Genomic DNA, 21,303 nt, shown 5'->3' with positions numbered 1-21,303 from the left:
CATTATTTAATGATGGTGATACTTCCTGAAATTGGTGCTTCGTCTTTCGACAGGTAAATGATGTAGTAGTAAGCGCCCAATGGTAATTGTTTACCGTTGCGGGTACCGTTCCATGGCTCGGAGTAGCCTTTGCTTTCGTAGATCTTCTCGCCCCAACGGGTGAATATCTCCACTCTGCAATCCGGGTACTTATCCAGGTTCTCCACATGGAACACATCGTTTATACCATCGCCGTTTGGTGTCATGGCGTTCATCGGAACGATAGCCGGCACAACCGTTACCGTTACCGATGCCGTAGCCTGGCAGCCTTCCGGAGTGGCGATGGTTACTGTGTAGGTGGTGGTTTTCTCCGGGTTAGCCAATGGCGTGGCGCTGGTTGGGTCGGTAAGGCCAATGGCTGGCGACCAACTATAGGTAGTGCCACCGGTTGCCACCAACTTGGTAGAACGTCCCTCTCTTATCGTTACATCTCCGCTAACATTAGCCTGCGGCTCCACAACTGTTACTTTTACCTCGTAGCGGGCGGCGCTTTCGCAGTTGTTGCTGTTCACGGCCTGCACCCAGTAAGATGTCGTGCTGTATGGTGTCGCTCTGAAGGTAGTACCTTCGCCTAAGTAAGTACCACCTTTCGGTGCATCGTACCACTCCAGTCGTGTGCCAGGCATCAGGCCTGTTGCCTGCAGGGTAGCTGTAGCACCCGGGCAAATAGATGCCGAAGCGATACTTGGCACGATTGGTAATGGCACTACATCCATTTTCACGGCATTACTGATATGATCGGCGCAAGGGCCTGAAGAGCGAACCACACGACGGTACCAAACAGCTCTTGTCAGTTTCTCGGTAGGAGCGTAGTGCTGGCCGGTTGCCCCGGAGATGTTGGTGAAGTTACCGCCATCCACACTTTGCTGCCACTGGTAGGTATAAGGCTCACCAGCTTCGAAGGCTACAGAACCGGTAAGCGCTGCCGGTGTGCTACCACTACAGATCGTTTGCGGTGCACTGATGGTGTTGTCGGTTACCAGCTGATTTACCGTTACCGTTACCGCACGGCGGGTGCTGCTGGCACAGCCTGTACCGTTCATAGCTTCTACATAGTAAGTAGTGCTTGTGTAAAGTGGCTGTGTCGCAAAGCTGATTCCGGTAGCAATAGGTCTTCCGCCTGATGCGGTGTAGAACCACTGGTACGTTACACCTGAAGCACTTGTAGATGGATCAGTAACCCGTAAGGTAGCCGTTGTTCCGGCACAGATCGTTACATTCTCGGCAACCGGTGTGGCTGGCAGTGGTGTTACAGTTACTCTTACTGCATTACTTACACTTTCGCCGCAAGGTCCTGCCACTCTTACTCTTCTTCGGTACCAGGTATCCTGGGTAAGCGGTGCATTCTCGGTATAGTTCTGTGCGTAGGCTCCTACAATACTCACAAAGTTTACACCGTCGTTAGAGCGCTCCCACTGGTAAGCAGGTGTGGCAGCGCCTATACCAGCCGGCAAAGAACCCTGTATCTGTGTTGGTGTTGTGCCGCTACAAATGGTTTGCGCACCGGTTACAGTGTTGTTCGAGATGGCCGTTGTAATGTTAACTGTTACCGCTTCGGATGGGCCGGCGCAATACTGACCAGCTGATTCCGGGATGGCTCTGTAAGCAGTTACATAGAATACGGCTTTAGATGATAACGGAAGTGTGGTGTACGATGTACCGGTCTCTAACAAGTAACCATTGGCATCTGTCCATCTGTAAATCAGTTCAGGGTCCGGGGCGATAACTTTCAGCGTGGCTGTGCTGCCTGCGCATATCGTGGCGTCATCTGCTACCGGAAGACCCGGTTTGCTTACTACCAGCACATTTGCCTGCACCCGGGTGGTGCTGGTACAGCCTGAGCTGTTTACTGCTTCTACGTAGTAGGATTTGCTGGAATACAAGGCCTCTGTAGTGAACGAGATACCGGAGCCGATAGAAACAGTGCCGGCAGCGTCGCTGTACCATCTGTATTGAAGCGCCGGATCAGGGTTCTTTACAAAGAGGGTTGCTGTTTCGCCGGAGCAGATGGAAGCGTTGGATACGGCCGGTACAGCTGGTAACTGTGTAACACTAACCACAACTGCTTTACGGCTCGGGCTGGCGCAACCTGCACCCGTTACTGCTTCTACATAATAGGTCGCACTTTCTGTCAGGCCTTTTATTGTATAGCTGTCGCCGGTTGCCTGCAGCTGACCTGCGCTGTTGTACCATCTGTAACTATAGGTTTCATCAGGCTGCGTAACCTGCACTACAGCCGTCTGGCCGGCACAGATAGCTACGTTGGCTGCCATCGGGGTTTCCGGTAATGCAGCTACACGTACTGTAACAGCTGTTCGGGCACTCACACAACCAGATGCCGTGTTGATCGCCTCTACAAAGTAAGTTCTGTCTGAAGTAAGGATGCCTGTGTCATAAGCAGTGCCGCTGTGTACAGGAATTCCGCCGGTTGCAGCAATGTACCATTTGTAAGTAAACTCAGCGCTGGCCTGGTTTATAGTTAGGGTAATACCGCTTCCGGCGCAAACTATAGCATTATCTACTTCCGGTGCTGCTGGCAGCTGCTGCACACTTACCGTAACGGCCTTGCGCTGGCTGGTGCAGCTTTGGGCAGTAGTGGTGTATGCTTCTACATAATAAACGGTGTTCTGGGTAAGGGCTGGCGTCTGGAACGATGAGTTATTTCCTACCAGCACGCCGTTTCCGTCAAACCATCTATAGTTCAGTTTCAGATCCGGGTTGGTTACGGTTAAGGTAGTGCGCTCGCCGGAGCAGATCACTCTGTCGGCAGCTTGCGGAGTAGTTGGTAATGGTGTAACAAATACTGTTACTGCCTTACGCGGGCTCACGCAACCGCCACCGTTCACGGCTTCAACATAGTAAGTTGTTTCTGTTGTTAAGCCATCCACCGTAAAGAACTGACCGCTTTGCAGGCTGTTGCCGCCACTTGCTACACTGAACCAGCGATAGGTCATGCCCGGCTCCGGAGATGTGATAGACAATGTTGCTTTAGAACCGGCGCAAATGGTAGTGTTGCTGGCCTGTGGTGTAGTTGGAGCAGATAAGGTTGTTACTTTTATGATGTTCGTGCGCTGGGCTGGGCAGGTTCCGTTCGGTACGGATGCTACTCTTCTAAACCAGGTTGGCACGTAAAGTGCGCCCGGCTGGTAATCGCGGCCGGTAGCGTTTGGTATCTGGTTATAGTTGATACCGTCTTCGCTGCTTTCCCACTGGTAGGTTAGGGTACCGCTGCCGCTCATCGCCGACGATCCAATTATAAGCGCCGGCGTATCGCCGCTGCAGATCATCTGGTTGCCTGATACAAGCGTGTTGTTCGAGATCTGTTGGGTAACATAAGCGGTAACTATAGTTCTGGCCGGGTTCACGCAACCTGATGCGGTAACTGCTTCGATGTAATATACAGCATCAGTTGAAAGAGCTGGCGTTGTATAGGTTGATCCGGTTGCTACCAAGGTTTCGCTGTCGTCGTACCAGTTGTAAACTATAGTTGGCGTGGCGTTCTGTACATACAGGGTAGCGGTGCTGCCGGCACAAACTCTCACATCACTGGCAACCGGAGCAGCCGGCAACGGCGTAACCGTCACATTTACGGCTTCGCGCGGGCTGGTGCAGCTCGGCGATGTTTGCGTGGCGGCTTCCACGTAATATGTAGTGTTTGCAGTAATGGCTTCGGTTGGCTGGTAGCTGATACCTGTGGCCAGTGGCGCGCCATTCTTATCAAACCATCTATAGTTTAGCGTTGCATCAGGGTTAGAAACTGATAGGGTGATGTGCTCACCGGCACAGATGGTCAGGTCCTGCGCTACCGGCATGGCTGGCTGCGGCGTAACCGTAACCGTAACGGCCCTGCGCGACGGGCTCACACAACCGTAAGTCGATACAGCTTCTACATAATAAGTTCTGTTGGATGTAAGCGAGCTGGTGGTGTAGCTGCTGCCTGTGGCAACCGGAGAGCCGCCTGTGGCTACCGTGTACCAATTGTAGGTAACATCAGAAGCAACAGCGCTTATAGTTAAGGTAGCAGGTGTACCCGAGCAAACCGTAACATTGTTGGCTACTGGCACAGCCGGAAGCGGCGTAACATTAACAGCCACGGCTTTACGTGGACCGGCGCAGGCTGGTGTGCCGCCTGTGGTAGCCTCTACATAGTAGATCGCATTGCTGTTAAGTACCGGTGTGGTGAACGATGTGCCTGTTGCCAGTAATAGTCCACCGGAATCATACCATCTGTAAGTATAGCTCAGGGTTGGAGAAACTATAGTTAAGGTAGTTGAGCTGCCTGCACAGATCGTTTTGTCATCTACCTGCGCTAAAGCCGGCATCGGCGAAACGGTAACTGTAACAGCCTTACGTGCGCTGGAGCAACCATTTGAGCTAACTGCTTCTACATAATAAGTAGCGGAGCTGGTAAGTATAGCTGTGGTGTAAGATGCTCCGGTAGCAATGCTGCTTCCGCCTGTGGCTACATTGTACCAGCGGTAAGTCAGGTTGGCATCCGGTGCCGTTACGTTCAGTGTTGCGGTAGTTCCTTCACAAATGTTTCTGTTATCGGCAAGTGGTGTAGCTGGTATCGGCTCTATAGTTATCTGCACCACATTGCTATAGTGTTCAGGGCAGGTGCCGCTGGCTGTTTTTACTTTTCTGCGGTACCAGGTAGTAGCTGTAAGCACACCCGGTGCAAAGTGCTGACCGGTGGCGTTGGCTATAGTTGTAAAGTTGGTGCCGTTCTCGCTGCGTTCCCACTGGTAAGCAAAGTCGCTGCCGTTGGCTGCTGGCAGGGTGCCGTTAATTTGTGCCGGAGTGCCGCCACTGCAGATGGTCTGGTTTGCAGAGATGCTGTTGTTGGTAATTGGTGGCGTAACCGTAACCGATACTGTTCTGCGGGAAGGGCTAACACAGGCTGTGGCTGTATTGGTAACCGCTTCCAGTTGGTAGGTCTGGCTGTAACCCAAGATGTCTGTTGTAAATGAGATACCGGTGGCAACTATAACGCCACCTTCGTACCAGCGGTAAATAATGCCCGGCTGCGGATTCTTCACCCAAAGTGTGGCATTGTCGCCGGCACAAATAATGGCGTTGTCGGCATCTGGCGTAGCTGGCAATGGCGTAACCTGTACGCTTACCGCACTGCGCGACGTGCTGGCGCAACCGCCTTCCGTCACGGCTTCTACATAAAACGTGGTAGACGTAGTAACTGAGTTGATAGCGTATGTTTTTCCGGTTGCCAGTAAGGTGCCGCCTGAGGCTGCGGTGTACCATCTGTAGGTAAGTGTTGCATCCGGGTCTTTAACCGCTAACGTAGCAGGCGAACCAGCACAAACCGTAGTACTTTCGGCAGTTGGGGTGGCTGGCAGTGGCGTAACTGTTACGGTAACCTGCACACGCGGACTAACACAACCTGCAGTAGTGGCTGCTTCCAGGTAATAAATTCTGTTTGATGTAAGCGTGCCGGTGTTAAAGGTAGTCCCTGTTGCGATTGGCGATCCACCCGTTGGCGAAGTATACCAGTTGTACACCAGGTTCACATCCGGCGACTGCACCGCTAAGTCGGTTGCTGTGCCGGTGCAGATGGTAGCATCCGAGGCAACCGGAGCCGTTGGTACAGGGCTAACGGTAACTATAACGGCCTTGCGTGTGCTGGTGCAAACCGGGCTAGTAACTGTGGATGCTTCTACAAAGTAGGTGGTGCTGTTTGTTAAAATCTCGGTCGTGTAAGTTGTTCCGGTTGTCAGCAGGTCGCCGTTTACGTTGTACCAGCGGTAGGTCATGGTTGGGTCCGGAGCTGTAACTGAAAGCGTGGTTTTCTGACCAGCACATATTGTTCTGTCCTGTGCCTGTGGTGTGGCTGGCTGAGGCTTAACTGTTACCGTAACCGCTCTTCTGCCGCTCACACAACCTGCGCTGCTTGTCGCATCTACATAATAGGTAGTGGTAGCTGTTAATGTTTCGGTGGTTAACGTAGGGCCTACGCCAATAGGAGTGGCACTGGTCGCTGAAGTATACCACTTGTAAGTTAAGGCTGCATCCGGAGATGTTATAGTTAACTTCGTAGATTCGCCGGCGCAGATAGTAGTGCTGGCAACTATAGGTGTTGCCGGAAGCGGAGAAACCGTCACCTTCACCACATTACTCACATGCTCCGGGCACGAACCGGTTGCTGATTTTACTTTGCGGCGATACCAGGTGCTTATTGTTAACGAAGCGGGTGTATACGCTGCATTGTTGGCGCCGGCTATAGCTGAGAAGTTGGTGCCGTCTTCGCTGCGCTCCCATTGGTAAGTATAGGTTCCGCTGCCGCCCGTTGGGGTGGTTCCGGTTAAAGTACCGGGCGTGCCACCGCTGCAGATCGTTTGGTTAGTAGAAATGCTGTTGTTGCCGATGTTAGGTGTTACGGTAACTATAACTGTTCTTTGCGACGGGCTGGTGCAGGCTGTGCTGGTGTTGGCTACAGCTTCCACCTGGAACGTAGTGCTGCTTCCCAGAATTGGTGTTGTAAATGTAACTCCTGATGATAAAAGCGTTCCGCCAGAATACCAGTTATATGTTGCTGTCGGGTCAGGGTTCTTTACAAACAATACAGCAGCATCGCCTGCGCACACGGTGGTGTTATCAACTTCCGGAGTGGCTGGTAGTGGCGTTACGGTAACATAAACTGCTTTTCTGTCGGGGCTGGTGCAACCGCCTATAGTTGCTGCCTCTAAGTAATAAGTTTTGTTTTCTGTTAAGATCTCGGTGGTATAGTTGGTGCCGGTGGCCAGCAGGGTGCCGTCCGTTTCAGCATCATACCAACGGTACGTCAGGTTAGCATCCGGGCCCAGAACAGCTAATACGGTTGTACTTCCGGCACAGATTGCGGCATTATCGGCTTCCGGTATGGCTGGCAATGGCGTAACGGTAACTGTAACCGATCCACGCGCAGTACTCACGCAACCCGACTCCGAAATAGCTTCAACGTAATAGGTTTTGTTCGATGTCAGGATGCCGGTGTTATAGCTGGTACCGGTGCTTAGGGCTGTTCCGCCGGTTGGAGTGCTGTACCATTTATAGCTATAGTTGACATTCGGAGCATTGATCTCTAAGGTGGTAGCTGTGCCGGTGCAGATGTTGCGGCTCTGGGCAGTTGGTGCCGCAGGCAATGGATTTACGGTGATCTTTACCGCGTTACTTACCGAAGGCGTGCAGTTACCCGAAGCAAATACCGTTCTGCGATACCAGGTAGTTTTTGTGAGCGCCCCAGGGCCATAGTCTTTACCGGTAGCACCTGCAATGTTCTGGAACAGACTGCCATCTTCGGAAGATGCCCACTGGTACGTAAAGCCACCACCGCCGCCGGCCGGTAACGAACCCTGTAAGGCTGCAGGAGTAGCACCACTACAGATAGACTGATCCGAAGTAAGTGAGTTGTTGGTGATAGCCGGTGTTACAGTTACCTGAACTATAGTTTTAGGGCTGGCGCATCCCGGCGATGCTTTGGTAACGGCTTCTACATAATACGTAGCATTTGCAGTAAGCGGGCCAGTGCTATAGTTGATGCCGGTGGCCAGTAGCTTTTGGTTGCTGTCGTACCATCTGTAGAAGATAGTGGCATCGGTAGGGTTAACGGCCAGGGTAGCGCTGTTGCCTTCGCAAACCGTAACATTAGCTGCTGTAGGAGCCGCCGGCAATGGCGTTACCGTTACATTAACGGCGCGGCGCGTAGAGTAGCATCCCGACACAGCAGTAGCTTCTACATAGTAGGTTTTGCTGGTAGTAAGCGCAACAGTGGTATAGGATGTACCGGTTGCAAGCACTGTTCCGCCTGCTTCCACATCATACCAACTATAGGTAAAGCCCGGATCAGGATTCAGAACGGTCATGGTAGCCGTTGAGCCATAACAGATCATCGGCTCTGCCACATCTATAGATGCCGGCATGGGTGTAACCGTTATCAGCACCACGTTGCTATAGGTAGCAGGGCAGGTGCTGGCACCTTTCACCATTCTTCTGTACCAGGTTGTAGTAGTCAGGGATGATGGGGCGTACTCCTGCGCATTGGCTCCCGGTATATCGGTATAGGTGGTGCCGTCGGTGCTGCGCTGCCACTGGTAAATATAGGCGCCGCCGCCGCCAGCCGGGGTAGAGCCTGTAAGTGGCTCTGGCTTACCGCCGGTGCACAGTGCCTGGTTGCTGCCAATGGTGTTGTTGGTGATAGGTGGCGTGGAGTTAGCCTTTACTTCTACCCGCTGGCTGCTGAAGCAGTTGGTTTGAGCGGTAGTGGTGGCTTCGACATAATATGAAACGGGCCCTGTAACTATAGTTGGTGTTACAAAGGTAGGTCCGGAGCCTAAAAGCTGTGTGCTGGTTGGCGAGCCATACCAGTTATAAACGGTGTTGCCATCGTTATTGGTAACAGTAAAGGTTGCTCTGCTGCCATAGCAAACCAATGCGTCCATTACGATAGGGGTAGGCGGCATCGGTGTTACGGTTACCTTAACCGGGTTGGTCTCTTCGCCGCAACCTACGTTATAAGCAATTCTTTTGTACCAGGTAGTAACATAAAGTGGCGGGGGAGAATAATCCTTATCCGTAGCTGAGGAGATCGGGCTGTAACCGCTGTTAGGGCCGGTCGTGCTCTGCAACCACTGGAACGTCATGTTCTGCGGTGCATTGCCAGTTATAGTGGCAGGTTTGGTACCGGCGCATATTTCCTGGTTCCCGTTCAGAACGGTGGCGTTACCGTTTGTTAGGGTAGAGGTTATAGTTGCTGTAGTGCGGGGAGATTTACAGCCCGAAGCCGTAGAGGCCTCGATGTACACTGTAGCGTTTGTTACATTGGTTTTGGTATACGACGTACCCGAAACCAGGTAGTTATTGTTGCTGTCGTACCAGGTGTAGATCAGGTTAGGATTCGGGTTATTTACCCAGAGCGTTGCATTGCTGCCCGTACACACCGCTATACTTTCCACGTTAGGGGCATCCGGTACTTTTTCTATTGTTATTACCTGGCTTGCCGTAGCCGACTCACCGCACAGTTTGCTTATTGTAACGGTTATAGTTTGCGGACCCGGTGTAGGAAAGTTAATGCTCGGGTAGGGCAGTACAGATACTTCAACCCCGTTCAGGCGCCAGCTATACCTAAGGTCGGCTTGTGCTCCACCATTGGCAGTATAAACAGGTTGGTGCTTTGGGTTGGTAGCACTGAAGTTTATAGTGGTGGGGCCACAATAGCGTTGCGGTCCGGGCAACGTTACTTCCGGGGTCTGGCAGGCCTGCCCCTGCGAAAATGCAGAGGGGGAAAAACCGATGAACCAAAATGTTAACAGCAGCAGTAAAAGTATTCTCATAAGCTAAAAGTGGAATGGCTTTTCAGTTTATTTTCAAAATTGCACAATAAGGGTATTAATTATTGGCCCCATCAGGAACTGTTATGTTTGATGTGTCAATAACCTAATTTGTATAATATCTTGAAATTTAAAGTTGAATCAGAAAGCAATAATACTAAAATATAGTTTCAGTAGAAGTATATTTTATTGTGATAGTGTGCTGATAATTAATAGATAAGCTAATCTTAATATATAAGATTTAGAATTAAAAGGAATAAAAGGTTAGATTAGTAATTAGGACTATGTTTATATGAATTTGGTGGTATGTAAGAAGTGCGGAATTGCATTTTGTGGCATGGACCAAAACCGGCAACTATAGCACAAAACAAAAGCCCGGGCATTGCGGCCCGGGCTTTCTGTTTCAGGTAAAACTATAGTTATTCCTCGTCGGCGCGTGCCGAGCTGCCGTTGATAATGTTGCCGAAGAAAATGCTGTTCAGAAATAGCTTGTTAGTGCCGTACCAGAATGCTCTGAAGTTCGGGTTATCCGGCATGGCAATCACTTTACCGGAACCGATGGCAGTTACAGCTACTGCGGCAGAGTTCTTAGCCTGCTCCAGGTTTTGCTTCGAAATGTAACCAGCCATAAGAGGCTTAGCAGTATACATAACCGGGTTGGCATACGGATTCTTGGATGGCTCCAGGAACAAGGTATTGCTGCGGAAGATCGGTAACTGCTTATCGGTGTAACCATAAGCCAGCGGGTGCGTCAGGTCCAGGGTAGTCTCAAAAATAGCGCCGCCAATAACCTGGGCTCCGGTCTCGTTGCTCAGGTCGGCATAGGACTTACGTGTGGCTGCCGGCGTGTCTTTGCTCTCTTTTATAGTTGCGTTGCTGATGCCGTTGCTGGCCAGCCATTTTATGGCATCGCCCATGCCTATAACAGTGCCGCCCTGTTGTACCCAGCTGCGTAGCTTGTCCTTCGATATATCGTTATAAGTGCCATCGGCCATCACCAGCACGTTGTAACGGCTCAGGTTAACGCGGTTAAAGTTGTCGGCCGTCATCAGGGTGGTCTTTATATCGAAACGGTTATCGAGCAGGTGCCATGCTTCGCCGGCATCGTTACTGTTAACGCCGTCGCCGGTCAGCAGCATAATATTTGGTCTGCGCAGGTTCAGCATCATCGGGCTGCCCAGTTTTATGCCTTCGCTGCTCAGGCCGGTAGCCATGGCGTGTATTTCTATGCCGTTTGCCGCAGCGGTCTGTTCCAGCAATTTGTAAAGCTCTGCCCCCGAAACAGGCTGGCCGGCCACTGGTATCAGGATAGTGCCATAGTTGAAGGCCTTGCCGTTGCCGGTAAATTTATCGGTTGCCACTTTTGCCAGTATGCCACGGTTCAGCAGGGTATTCAGGGCACGCGGAGCATAGTAATCTTTCCACTCAAAAGCATAGGCATACGTGCTCTGGCCGCCGGTAATTTTGCCGGTTGGCAGCTGTGGGTTGGTAACCCGTTCGCCTAACTGGTTTGGTCTATAGTTTTTGCTGGTAAGCGCACTGTACTCCAGGTCAAAGGCAAGCGGAAAGGTCCATGCCGAAATATCATAAAACAGGCTGTCCTGAAATTTGGTGCGTTTCTCAAACATCGCCTCTATTAGCTTGTACTGTGGCTGCTCCAGTGGTACTATGTATGCATTGCCAGGGCTATAATTGGTGTTGCCTACTTTTATAGTTTCCTTAGGCTGGTAGATCTCGATCTGGTGCTGACGGATGATGTCTGCCAGGTGGTAAGCGCGTGCAGGATCTTTTTCAGAGCCAAAAATGTAAGCCTTGGTACCCGCTTTCTTGGCTTCGTTAAGTGACTGTTTGTAGAAATCACGCTGGTGGGCCAGCAGTTCTTCGCGCATAGCCAGAGAAGCTTCCAGGGTAGAAAGCGTGGTAGCAAACTGGTTACGGATAGTGAACGGGAAAGTAAGTACACCGTTGATGCTTTCCTGCGCATGGCCACGGGAGCTTGCCTGCTCGAACAGGATGCCCACAGCGCCATTCACATCTGGGTAAGTAGAGCCCTTGCCATAATAAAAGTCATCGAAGCTCTCTTCGCTATAGTACAGCGAGCCTATTTTATCCAGTGCTTTGGCGTGGTAGGTGCCTATTTTTTGTGTGAGCTTAAAGTTGTTTTCGGGTGTAAGCGGGTTATTTCGGCTGGGTATACCCGGCTGGAAGAAGAATGTGGAGTTGGTACCCATTTCGTGGTGGTCGGTTAGCACATTCGGTTTCCACTCGTGGAACTTGGCCAGCCTACCCCGCGACTCCGGGTGCTGCAACGGCAGCCAGTCGCGGTTAAGGTCGAACCAGTAGTGGTTGGTTCGGCCACGCGGCCACACTTCGTTAAATTCGGAGCTGTTTGGGTCGGTTACCAGATTTTTGCCGCGGTTGGTGTTTACCCAGCTCGCAAAACGGTTCAGGCCATCGGGGTTAATGGCAGGGTCAACCAGGATAATGGTTTCTTTCAGCAGTTTATCAATTTCCGGTCCTTGTGCAGCGGCCAGGTGGTAAACAGCCAGCAGGGCGGCATTGCTTCCGCTTGGCTCGTTGCCATGCACACTATAGCCCATCCACACTACCGCCGGCATGTTTTTAATATCCAGTTTGCCGGAGTTGGCTGGGTCGGTCAGTTGCCTGTGCTGTGCTTTCAGCTGCTCTATGTTCTGGTGATTTTCCGGCGAGGTGATGGTAAGCAGGTAGAGCGGGCGGTTTTCGTGAGAGCGGCCATACTCCGTCATCGTGATTCTGTCCGAAGCCTGGTCTATGCGCTGCATGTAAGTTACAAGCTGGTCGTGGCTCACATGCCATTCGCCTACATCGTAGCCAAGTAGCTGCCGGGGAGTAGGTACGTTTTTATTGTAGGTTACATCCTGGGGCAGGTAATACGAGAGCGGCGTCTGTGCCTGTGCCCATTGGCTGCAAACGAGGAGTGCTGTAACAGCGAGTGTGTACAGTTTCTTCATGGGTGAGTTAAGAAAGTAAAGGTTAGTTTTTAAGTTACTGCAATTTGCTGTTTTATGCAGGCTTTTGCAAATAACTGTTTGCATCGGTATTAGCTTGTTCTCCAGGGGTGTCTGTGCTGAAGGCCTGTTTCGTGATGCCCGTTTTTGCACCGTTTTTTTATAAGCTATAGTTGCGAGTCCAGCTGATCTTTGTTCTCAGATCCCGAACTATAGCGTTACCTGTCAAGGCTTGCCCCACACTGAAAAATCGACTTCTGTAACTATAGGAGCGCCTGATCAGGATTCAGTTCATTATTCTATGTTTTTAGAATAGATAAAATATAATTTATCATATATATCCAATCTGTTATTGATCTGCCCGAATAAATTGTATACATCTGTTTTGTATTAATATAGTTATATATAGATGTATAATACAATATTAATTGCACAATAGTTCGCTAATTAAAATATAAGCTTTAAAAATTTATATAAAAATGCAACAAAACTATGTTTATTATGTACTATAGCTATAATATTTAGAACTTTAGTTGATGATAAAATATGATGCACTTATACTTTGAAGCTTTTATACAAATTTGTAGGTATGTGATCGAGCGTCCGAAGGACTCCTGTTTTCAGCCACCAGATAAGCCCTTTATGTAATATTTCCGGACTGTAGTTGCCAGCTATAGACCACATGAGAGCCACCTTTTATAAGGGTGGCTGGCTTTGTATTGCCTTTTTGCTACCACACCGCCTCAGCCCAACCCGGGAGTCACGCCCATCCAAACCCAAACATCGCTTTAATCCCAAAGTCTTTAACCCCATGAAAAAAAGTTTTACGCATCTGATTTCTGAAATCCGTAACACGAACCGGTTCACGGTCGGAATCGCCACACTGTTTCTTATCATAATTTCGGCAGCTTATCTGAAGGCGGCTGTTGGTGTTACTACTACAGGAAATAGCACCATGTCCATATCAGCTGATTTAGCAGCTAACGCTACGTTAACTACCCCAACTTATACCTCTGTTGGAATTATCACTATTGCTGAAGCTAATGCAAACGATTTTGCCAGTAGTGGAAACATAGTTCTAATTGCACCTGCCGGTTGGCGATTCCGGACTTCAGCAGTCAATGCGCCGGTCACTCTAAATAATGATACTGGTACTCCCAATATATCAACGGGCAATGCTACATTTGGCCCGAACGGAACAACTATAACAATTCCATTAAGTGTAAACAATACTAATAAAAAGGAGAGAATAGATATTGAGGGGGTAGCTATTCAGGCGCTTGATGGAGCTAACTTACCTGCAACAGGCAGTATAATGATAGGTGTTGCAAATGGTGCTGTAGTAAGTGGCCTTCCAACTGTCTTGTCCCAAACTATATCCCAAGTAGTTGGTGCACCACGAAAGCTGGCCTTTATTTCACAACCCTCAAATACAGATACTGACACACCTATTCCATCTTTTCAAGCAGCCATACAAGATCAGTTTGGGACTAGAGTTACGACTGCTAACAATACGGTAGCGCTTGCTATTGGCAATAATCCTGTTTCGGGTTCTCTTACAGGGGGTACTGCAACAACTGCGAATGGTGTTGTTACTTTCTCGGGCTACAGAATAGATGCAGCTGGTACGGGTTATACTCTAACAGCGTCTGGTAGTGGTTTAACGTCTGCTACCAGTAATGCTTTTAATATTAACAGCAAAACACCAACCTTGGCGGCTCTGCCTGCCAATTGCGTTACACAAGGCGCTAATGGTTTTACTTTAACAGTTACAGGTACAAATTTTGAGAGAGGTTCTGTTGTACGCGTAGATGGTGCCAGCAGAACTACAACTTATATAAGCTCTACACAACTACAGGTAGCTATACCTGCGTCAGATTTGGTGCTCGCCGGTAACCGTATCATTACAGTACTTAACCCGGCACCGCCATCAAACAATATATCAAACTCTCAAACACTTGTTGTTAATCCTGCTATGAGCGCAGCCACAATAGTTGGCGAAAGACAGGTATGTGCAGGTAAGGATGTGATTTATGAAGCGCCATCAGGTTTTACGAACTATAGCTGGAGTGTGACGCAGGGGGCAGGGGTATTAACCCCAACAGCAAACCCAGCCATTGTCAGATTTGAGCCTGAAGTACCTGCTTCAGGTAAAGTTACTATTTCGGTTGCTGCATCTAACGCCTGTAACGCAAGAAGTACAGCTTCTTTTGATGTCACTGTATTACCTACACCTATAGCAGTTATTGCTTATGATTCTCCGGCCATTTGCGAAGGTTCCAGCCAGGTATTAAGCGTTGCGACTGCTCCGGCAGGCGATGTTTATACCTATCAGTGGTTTAGAGGTACAACCGTAGGAGGCGCTACTTCCCCGGTTGGTACCAACAGCCCGACCCTGACAGTTACTACTGCCGGGGTATATACTGTAACAGTTACAGGCCAAAACAACTGCCCGCGCACATCTGACCCTGTTGAGATAAAGGTAAACCCCTTGCCAACAGCCACTATAACCACCAGCGGACCTACAACTTTTTGTGAAGGTGGCCAGGTTACGTTAACAGCTGAAGGCGGTACTTCTTTCTTATGGAGTAATGGCTCAACTAACAAATCAATTACTGTAGATGCCAGTGGTACTTATACTGTACAGGTAACAGATGCCAATAGCTGTACCAGCGCTCCGTCTGCACCTGTTACAGTAACCGAAAATCCGAAACCTGTAGCAACTATTACCCCAAATGGGCCTACCACTTTTTGCCAGGGCGGCTCAGTTACCCTGACAGCAAGTGCCGGGGCTTCGTGGCTGTGGAGTAATGGCGCTACTACACAATCTATTTCAGTAAATGAGAGCGGTACGTTTACGGTGGTAGTTACGGATGCTAACGGTTGTTCCAGTGTTGAATCTGTACCTGTAAATGTTACTGTTAACCCATTACCAGTAGCTTCTATACAAGCTGGTGGTCCAACCACTTTCTGCGAAGGCGGCACCGTAACGCTTACAGCCCAGGGAGGAACTTCCTGGCTTTGGAGCAATGGCGCTACCACACAATCGATAGTAGTGAATGCCGGTGGTAACTATAGTGTGCAGGTAACAGATGGTAACAGCTGTACAAGCGCCCCTTCAGACCCTGTTTCAGTTACAGTAAATCCATTACCAACAGTTAGTATAACTCCTACAGGTCCGTTGCAGTTCTGCGAAGGCAATTCGGTTGTGCTTGTGCCTACTGCGCTGCCTAACACAGATACATTTACATATCAGTGGTTTGATGCGGCCAATAATTCTGAAGTATCTACAGATAGAGATTATGTAGCTACAACATCAGGAGATTATTATCTGGTAGTTACAAACCAGAACGGTTGCCAGCAAACTTCTGAAACACTAACTGTAATTGTAGCAGAATTACCTACCGAGGCGAATATCACATTAACAGGTACAAGTACTTTCTGTCAGGGGGGCAATGTAAAACTAAGTGCCAATAAATCACCAGATTCTGAGAACCCTTATACTTATAAGTGGTTTAAGAATGATGTAGAAATTCCTAATGAAACCAGTGAAACATACATTGCAAATGAAAGTGGTGATTATCAAGTTGAGGTAACTAACCTGGTTGAAGATTGTTCTAAACTTTCTGCTAAGGTTAAGATAACAGTATTGCCACAACCAGTTGCAACTATAACCAGCAGTAGCGAACAGAAATGTATAGGCGCCGGAAATACGACTACATTCTCAGTTACAGGAGATTTTTCAGGTGGCACGGCGCAATGGCTGAGTTCTAATCCTGCTTTTGTGATCAGTAACCCTGTTTATGATGCAACTACAGGCAAAGCTACTGCAACTGTTACAGCAACAGGATCTGGTACCAGTAACATTACATTACGTACCACTAACAGCGCTACAAGCTGTACTACTGCCAATAGCACTGTTGCATTAACTGTAAATCCACTGCCGAGCGCTACTATAACTGCTGGCGGTCCTACCACTTTTTGTAAAGGTAGCTCAGTTGTGCTAAGTGCTCCGCAGGGTACTGGGTATACTTATAGATGGTTAAATGGTACAGAAGAAGTAGGTACAGGTCAGCAGTATACAGCTACTGAAACAGGTAATTACACTGTGGAAGTGACAAATAGCGCAACAGGTTGTTTTACTGAAACTTCTTCGGCCACAAGTGTTACAGTACTTCCTCAGCCAGTAGCATCTATCACAGGTGATAATCAGGCAAAATGTATCGGAGCCGGAAATACTACATCCTTCTCTGTAAGCGGTACATTCTCGGGTGGAACAGCACAATGGATATCTTCTAATACAAGTTTCCAGATTCAGAATCCGGTTTATGACACATCTTCTGGGCAAGCATCTGCAACTATAGTTGCAACAGGTACAGGTACTGCTACTATAACTTTGCGAACTACAAATGCTGCTTCAGCGTGTACTACAGCCAATAGTACCATTACTTTAACTGTAAATCCGCGGCCAAGTGCTACTATAACGGCTGGTAGTCCTACTACTTTCTGCCAAGGTGGTTCAGTAGTTCTTAGTGCGCCACAGGGCAACTATTCTTATCAATGGTTTAATGGAACAACTGCAATTGGCGGCGCGACTAACCAGCAATATACAGCCTCAACAGCGGGCAGCTATACTGTTCGTGTAACAGATAACATAACTCAATGTGAGTTCAGAACAGCGGCGGCCACAGTTGTTACTGTTAATCCGCAGCCAGTTGTAACAGCTGCTTCTGCGAGCCCCGCTGCCAAATGTGTAGGAACAAACAACCTGACAGTTTTTGATTTAACAGGTGCTGTTACCAATGGTAATCCTTTATGGACAGTAGCCGGAACTACAGGAAGTGCTACAGTTAGTAATATTAGCAGTCCTAATACAACCAGCACGCAGGTAACCGTTTCGGGGGTTGGTACAGTTACTATGCGCTTGTCATCAAGCAGTACAGTAGCAAGTTGTAACACAGCAAGCAGAGACGTTACATTAACTATATATCCTATGCCAATTGCTAACGCAGGGGCAGATCAAGAACAATGTCAAGCGGCTTCAGGAGTAACTTTCTTTACGAGAGATGGCAGTGGTAGTGGTGGAGGCACAGATCAAACACTAGATGTAAAATGGACCGAGAAAAGCAGAGATGCTGGTATAACTGCAGTTTCTATCGGTTATGACTGGCAATACAAACAACGTGTTGATATAACAGGTATTGGAAGTGTAACACTTACCATGACCGTTACCACGAATGGATGTTCCACTTCAGATGAGGTTACATATACTGTTAAACCAAGACCGGTAGTAAGTGCAATTAGTAATCAAACGTACTGTAATGGCACGGCTGTTCCAGCAACAACCCTCAGAAGCGATATAGAAGGTGCCACATACTCCTGGACTTCATCTACAAACGTAGGTTTCGGAACAAGTGGTACTGGTAACATACCAGCATTTACTGCCACTAATACAAGTGGTGCTCCTATAAGCACAACTGTAAGAGTAACTGCAACTGCAGGTGAATGTGCTGGAACTGTAAGTACTTTTACAATAACAGTAAATCCAACACCAAGGCTTACCAACATTCCTTCAAATGCTCCGCAGATCTGTAGTGAATCAGTGTTTAACTATAGCCCTGCAGTGTCTCCTTCCGGAGCAACTACATCGTGGAGCCGGGCTGCTATTGCAGGTATAAGCAATCCTGCGGCTACCGGAACGGGAAGTATTAGTGAGACTTTGGTAAACACTACTAATTCAGCTATAACAGTTAACTATGTATATACTGTAACGGCGAACGGGTGCTCCAACACACAGACTGTTCCAGTTGTAGTTAATCCAAAACCAACTATAACCAGCTTCTCGTTAGGTACTGATAATGACAGCGACGGAGACGGTAAATTTGCGGATGTTTATACAGGACAAGCGGCTCTGCCTCTTGCAGGTACTCCGAGCGGTGGCACCTTCAGAATAAACGGAGCAACTGCAACATCCTTTAACCCTTGCACGATAGGACCTGGTACGCATACCATCACATATACCAGAACCCAGGGATCATGTACTACGGTTGTCTCTAAGACTGTAACAGTCCGCCAATCTACTTACAGAGCAGTTATTACAGCTAACCCACATCCGTTCTGCCGTGGTGGTGGTGGTACAACCTATACTGCCGCAATATATAGAGATGTGCAGCCAGGGGAAATAATCTATCCGTACCTGGTTGATGCAGATGGTAATCCGGTAGATGCTGCCGGTAACCCAATACCAAAAGGTGGTGGTAGCTATCCTGTGCCTAACATGGCTTACCCATTCCCGGCTAATACACCGCAGTCAATAAAGGAAATGGCTTACAGGTTCTTCCAGCCAATTGTTAGCCCTGCGCTGGAAGCAAGGAAAATAGCTCCTGGGTCATTTACATACCAGTGGGGTAAGAACGATGAAGTAAACAGGAAAAATGATGCTTATATTATAAGTGATGCTGGCCTTTCCTCGCAGGACTATTATGAAGTAGAAGTAAGATCCAGTAACCTGTGCGGGCCTGTAAGCATTGAATCCAACAGAATGTATAGTGCTGTACTGGATAACTATGTTATAAACATAACCGCATCTCCGAACCCGATTTGCCAGGGTGGTGCTGTTACATTTACAGGAACACTTGGTGCCGGCTTCCCCTGGGCTATAGCCAATCTGCAACTGCAGGTAGTGTTAATACGCACTAATACCGTGCTATACTCTTCAGGATACACAGGTAATACTTTCACGTTTACCACGGATGCAGCATCTGTTGGCGGTTTTATAAATGGTGACCGTGTGGAAGTGAAGTTCACTTCAAATATCACAGGTTACCTTCCTTCGAGCAACTGTATCGAGGGGCCTTCAGCAAACTCTGTTATCGTAAATGTAAACGATATAGTAGCGGGTACTCCAACTGATCAAAGTCAGACAATATGTTTAAATGGTTCTGCAACGTTTAATGCTCCTGTTACAACAACAGGTCCAACTACGGTAAACTACACCTGGAACGTAGGCGGCATGACCTATACTACCACAGTGCCGACGTTAACAGTAAGTGCTCCACGTACAGCAACAGCAGGTACCTATCCGGTAAGTGTAGTTGTAGCAAACTCCTGCGAAACAACTACAACCCTACCGCTCGGTACACTAACAGTTAAACCAGCACTTACAGTATTTAATTTAACTGGAAATGCTGAATATTGTGCAGGTGCTACAGGTACATTCCCGCTGATTTTGTCGGGCTCACAGGCAGGTGTTAACTATACCTTAATGAATGGAGCTACTACCGTGCAGACTATAGCTGGTACAGGATCTCCTTTAACCTTTACAGTTCCAAAAGTGGCAACTACCTATACTGTAGTTGCAGCGTATGCCACTACACCTGCGTGTAGCACAAACATGAGTGGAAGCGCGGTTATCAAACAGAATGCACTACCAACAGTTACAGTAAACAGCCCAACTGTATGTGCAGGGCAAACAGCAACTGTTACAGCAACTCCTGCCGGTGGCACAGGCCCTTATACTTACACATGGACTGTACCAGCTGAATGGACAGGATCAGTGCCAACTACTGCCAGCTTCCAGACTTTAGTTCCGGGTACGTATACAGTCCGTGTTACTGATAGTAAATCTTGTGTAAGCAGTGCTGCTGCTACAAGTACAGTAACAGTGAATCCACTTCCAACAGTAACTGTAAATAGCCCGACTACATGCCAGGGCTCAACCATTACTGTAGCAGCAACTGTAGATGGAGGAGCAGGACCTTATAACTATACCTGGACAGTTCCTTCCGGTTGGACCGGACCACTACCAACAACAGCAAGCTTCCAGACTTCGGTAGGGGGCACCTATACTGTTGTTGTCACCGATGCAAGGGGTTGTGCCAGTGCATCAGGATCAGGTACCGTTACAATTACACCAACACAAGTAGCTACGGGGGTTGTAAAAGCTGAAAATGCAAATGGCCCTATCAGTGAAACAAATCCAATTAAGGTTAATGAACCAGTAACTTTTGTAACCACAACTGATATACCAACAGCTGACATCAGATTTTATACCTGGTACATAGGTAGCCTTGCTACTAACGAATGGGGTGAATCTGTGGCAACAACCCAAGGCAATAGCTATACTATGACTCCAACTACAGATGCAGTATTTGATGTAAAAGTTGTAGTTACAACGGCATTGGAGGCATGTTACTCCTTCACCCAGTTCTTCACAGATGAACCAATCACCCCACTCCCTGTAGAACTCACCTACTTCAAAGCGGTGCGTAGCGGCACTGCGGTGGTACTGACCTGGGAGACTGCTTCGGAGAAAGACAACAAAGGCTTTGAGGTGCAGGTGTCGCAGGATGGTAAGAGCTACAGACAACTACAGTTTGTGCCTTCTAAAAACGGAACGTCTTCTTTAAAACAGAAATACGAGTTCGTGGATAAGGAGAACGGCAAGCATGGTACGCGGCATTACCGCCTGCGCCAGCTCGATCTGGATGGCAAATACACCTACTACGGACCGGTGGCCGTGGCCTTCGGAGAAGCGGTGAACAAGGTGCTGGTGTATCCGAACCCATTTGAGCGGGAAGTGAAACTGGAAGTGGATGCCGAGAAATCAACTACCATGGAGGTAACGCTAACCAACATTATGGGCCGACAACTGCTGGTTAAACACATAAATGTAGAGCAGGGCAAGAACACCACTACCCTCGATCTGGGGGCCGATCTGCCTGCCGGTGTGTACATCATCACCACGCGGTATAACGGAACAACTAACAGCTTCAAATTATTTAAACAGTAAACTTATTAGGGTTTAAAGCAGAAAGGGACGGGTATTTTACCCGTCTTTTTTACGTTAAAGCCTTTTTGAACTGAAAGAGTAATGATCAGAGGGCCTGCCTATAGTTGCTATAGTTTCAGGTTCTGAAGCCACCTTGTTTAACAGGTTAATCTCAGAAATTTAC

The 21,303-nt window shown here is 48.5% G+C and carries 3 protein-coding genes; 1 reads left to right on the top strand and 2 read right to left on the bottom strand.

The window, feature by feature from the left end; all coding sequences use genetic code 11:
- Nucleotides 1-2: 2 nt before the first annotated feature.
- Both H7F15_RS14245 and H7F15_RS14240 read right to left on the bottom strand, forming a co-directional pair.
- Nucleotides 3-9,362 (bottom strand): gliding motility-associated C-terminal domain-containing protein, encoded by a 9,360-nt coding sequence (locus H7F15_RS14245; RefSeq protein ID WP_185197661.1) that lies wholly within the window; start codon nt 9,360-9,362, stop codon nt 3-5.
- Between the two features lie 416 nt (nt 9,363-9,778).
- Entirely contained in the window at nt 9,779-12,352 is a 2,574-nt protein-coding gene (locus H7F15_RS14240; protein ID WP_185197660.1) for a M14 metallopeptidase family protein, read from the bottom strand.
- 808 nt (nt 12,353-13,160) lie between these two features.
- Here H7F15_RS14240 and H7F15_RS14235 point away from each other — a divergent pair.
- On the top strand, nt 13,161-21,140 hold the full coding sequence (locus H7F15_RS14235; protein WP_185197659.1) for a T9SS type A sorting domain-containing protein: 7,980 nt from the start codon (nt 13,161-13,163) through the stop codon (nt 21,138-21,140).
- Nucleotides 21,141-21,303 lie beyond the last annotated feature (163 nt).

The sequence above is a fragment of the Pontibacter sp. Tf4 genome, from assembly GCF_014212495.1.
Lineage (GTDB): Bacteria > Bacteroidota > Bacteroidia > Cytophagales > Hymenobacteraceae > Pontibacter.
Note: the sequence above shows the minus strand (reverse complement) of the source record. Positions and strands in the feature narration are given on the sequence as shown.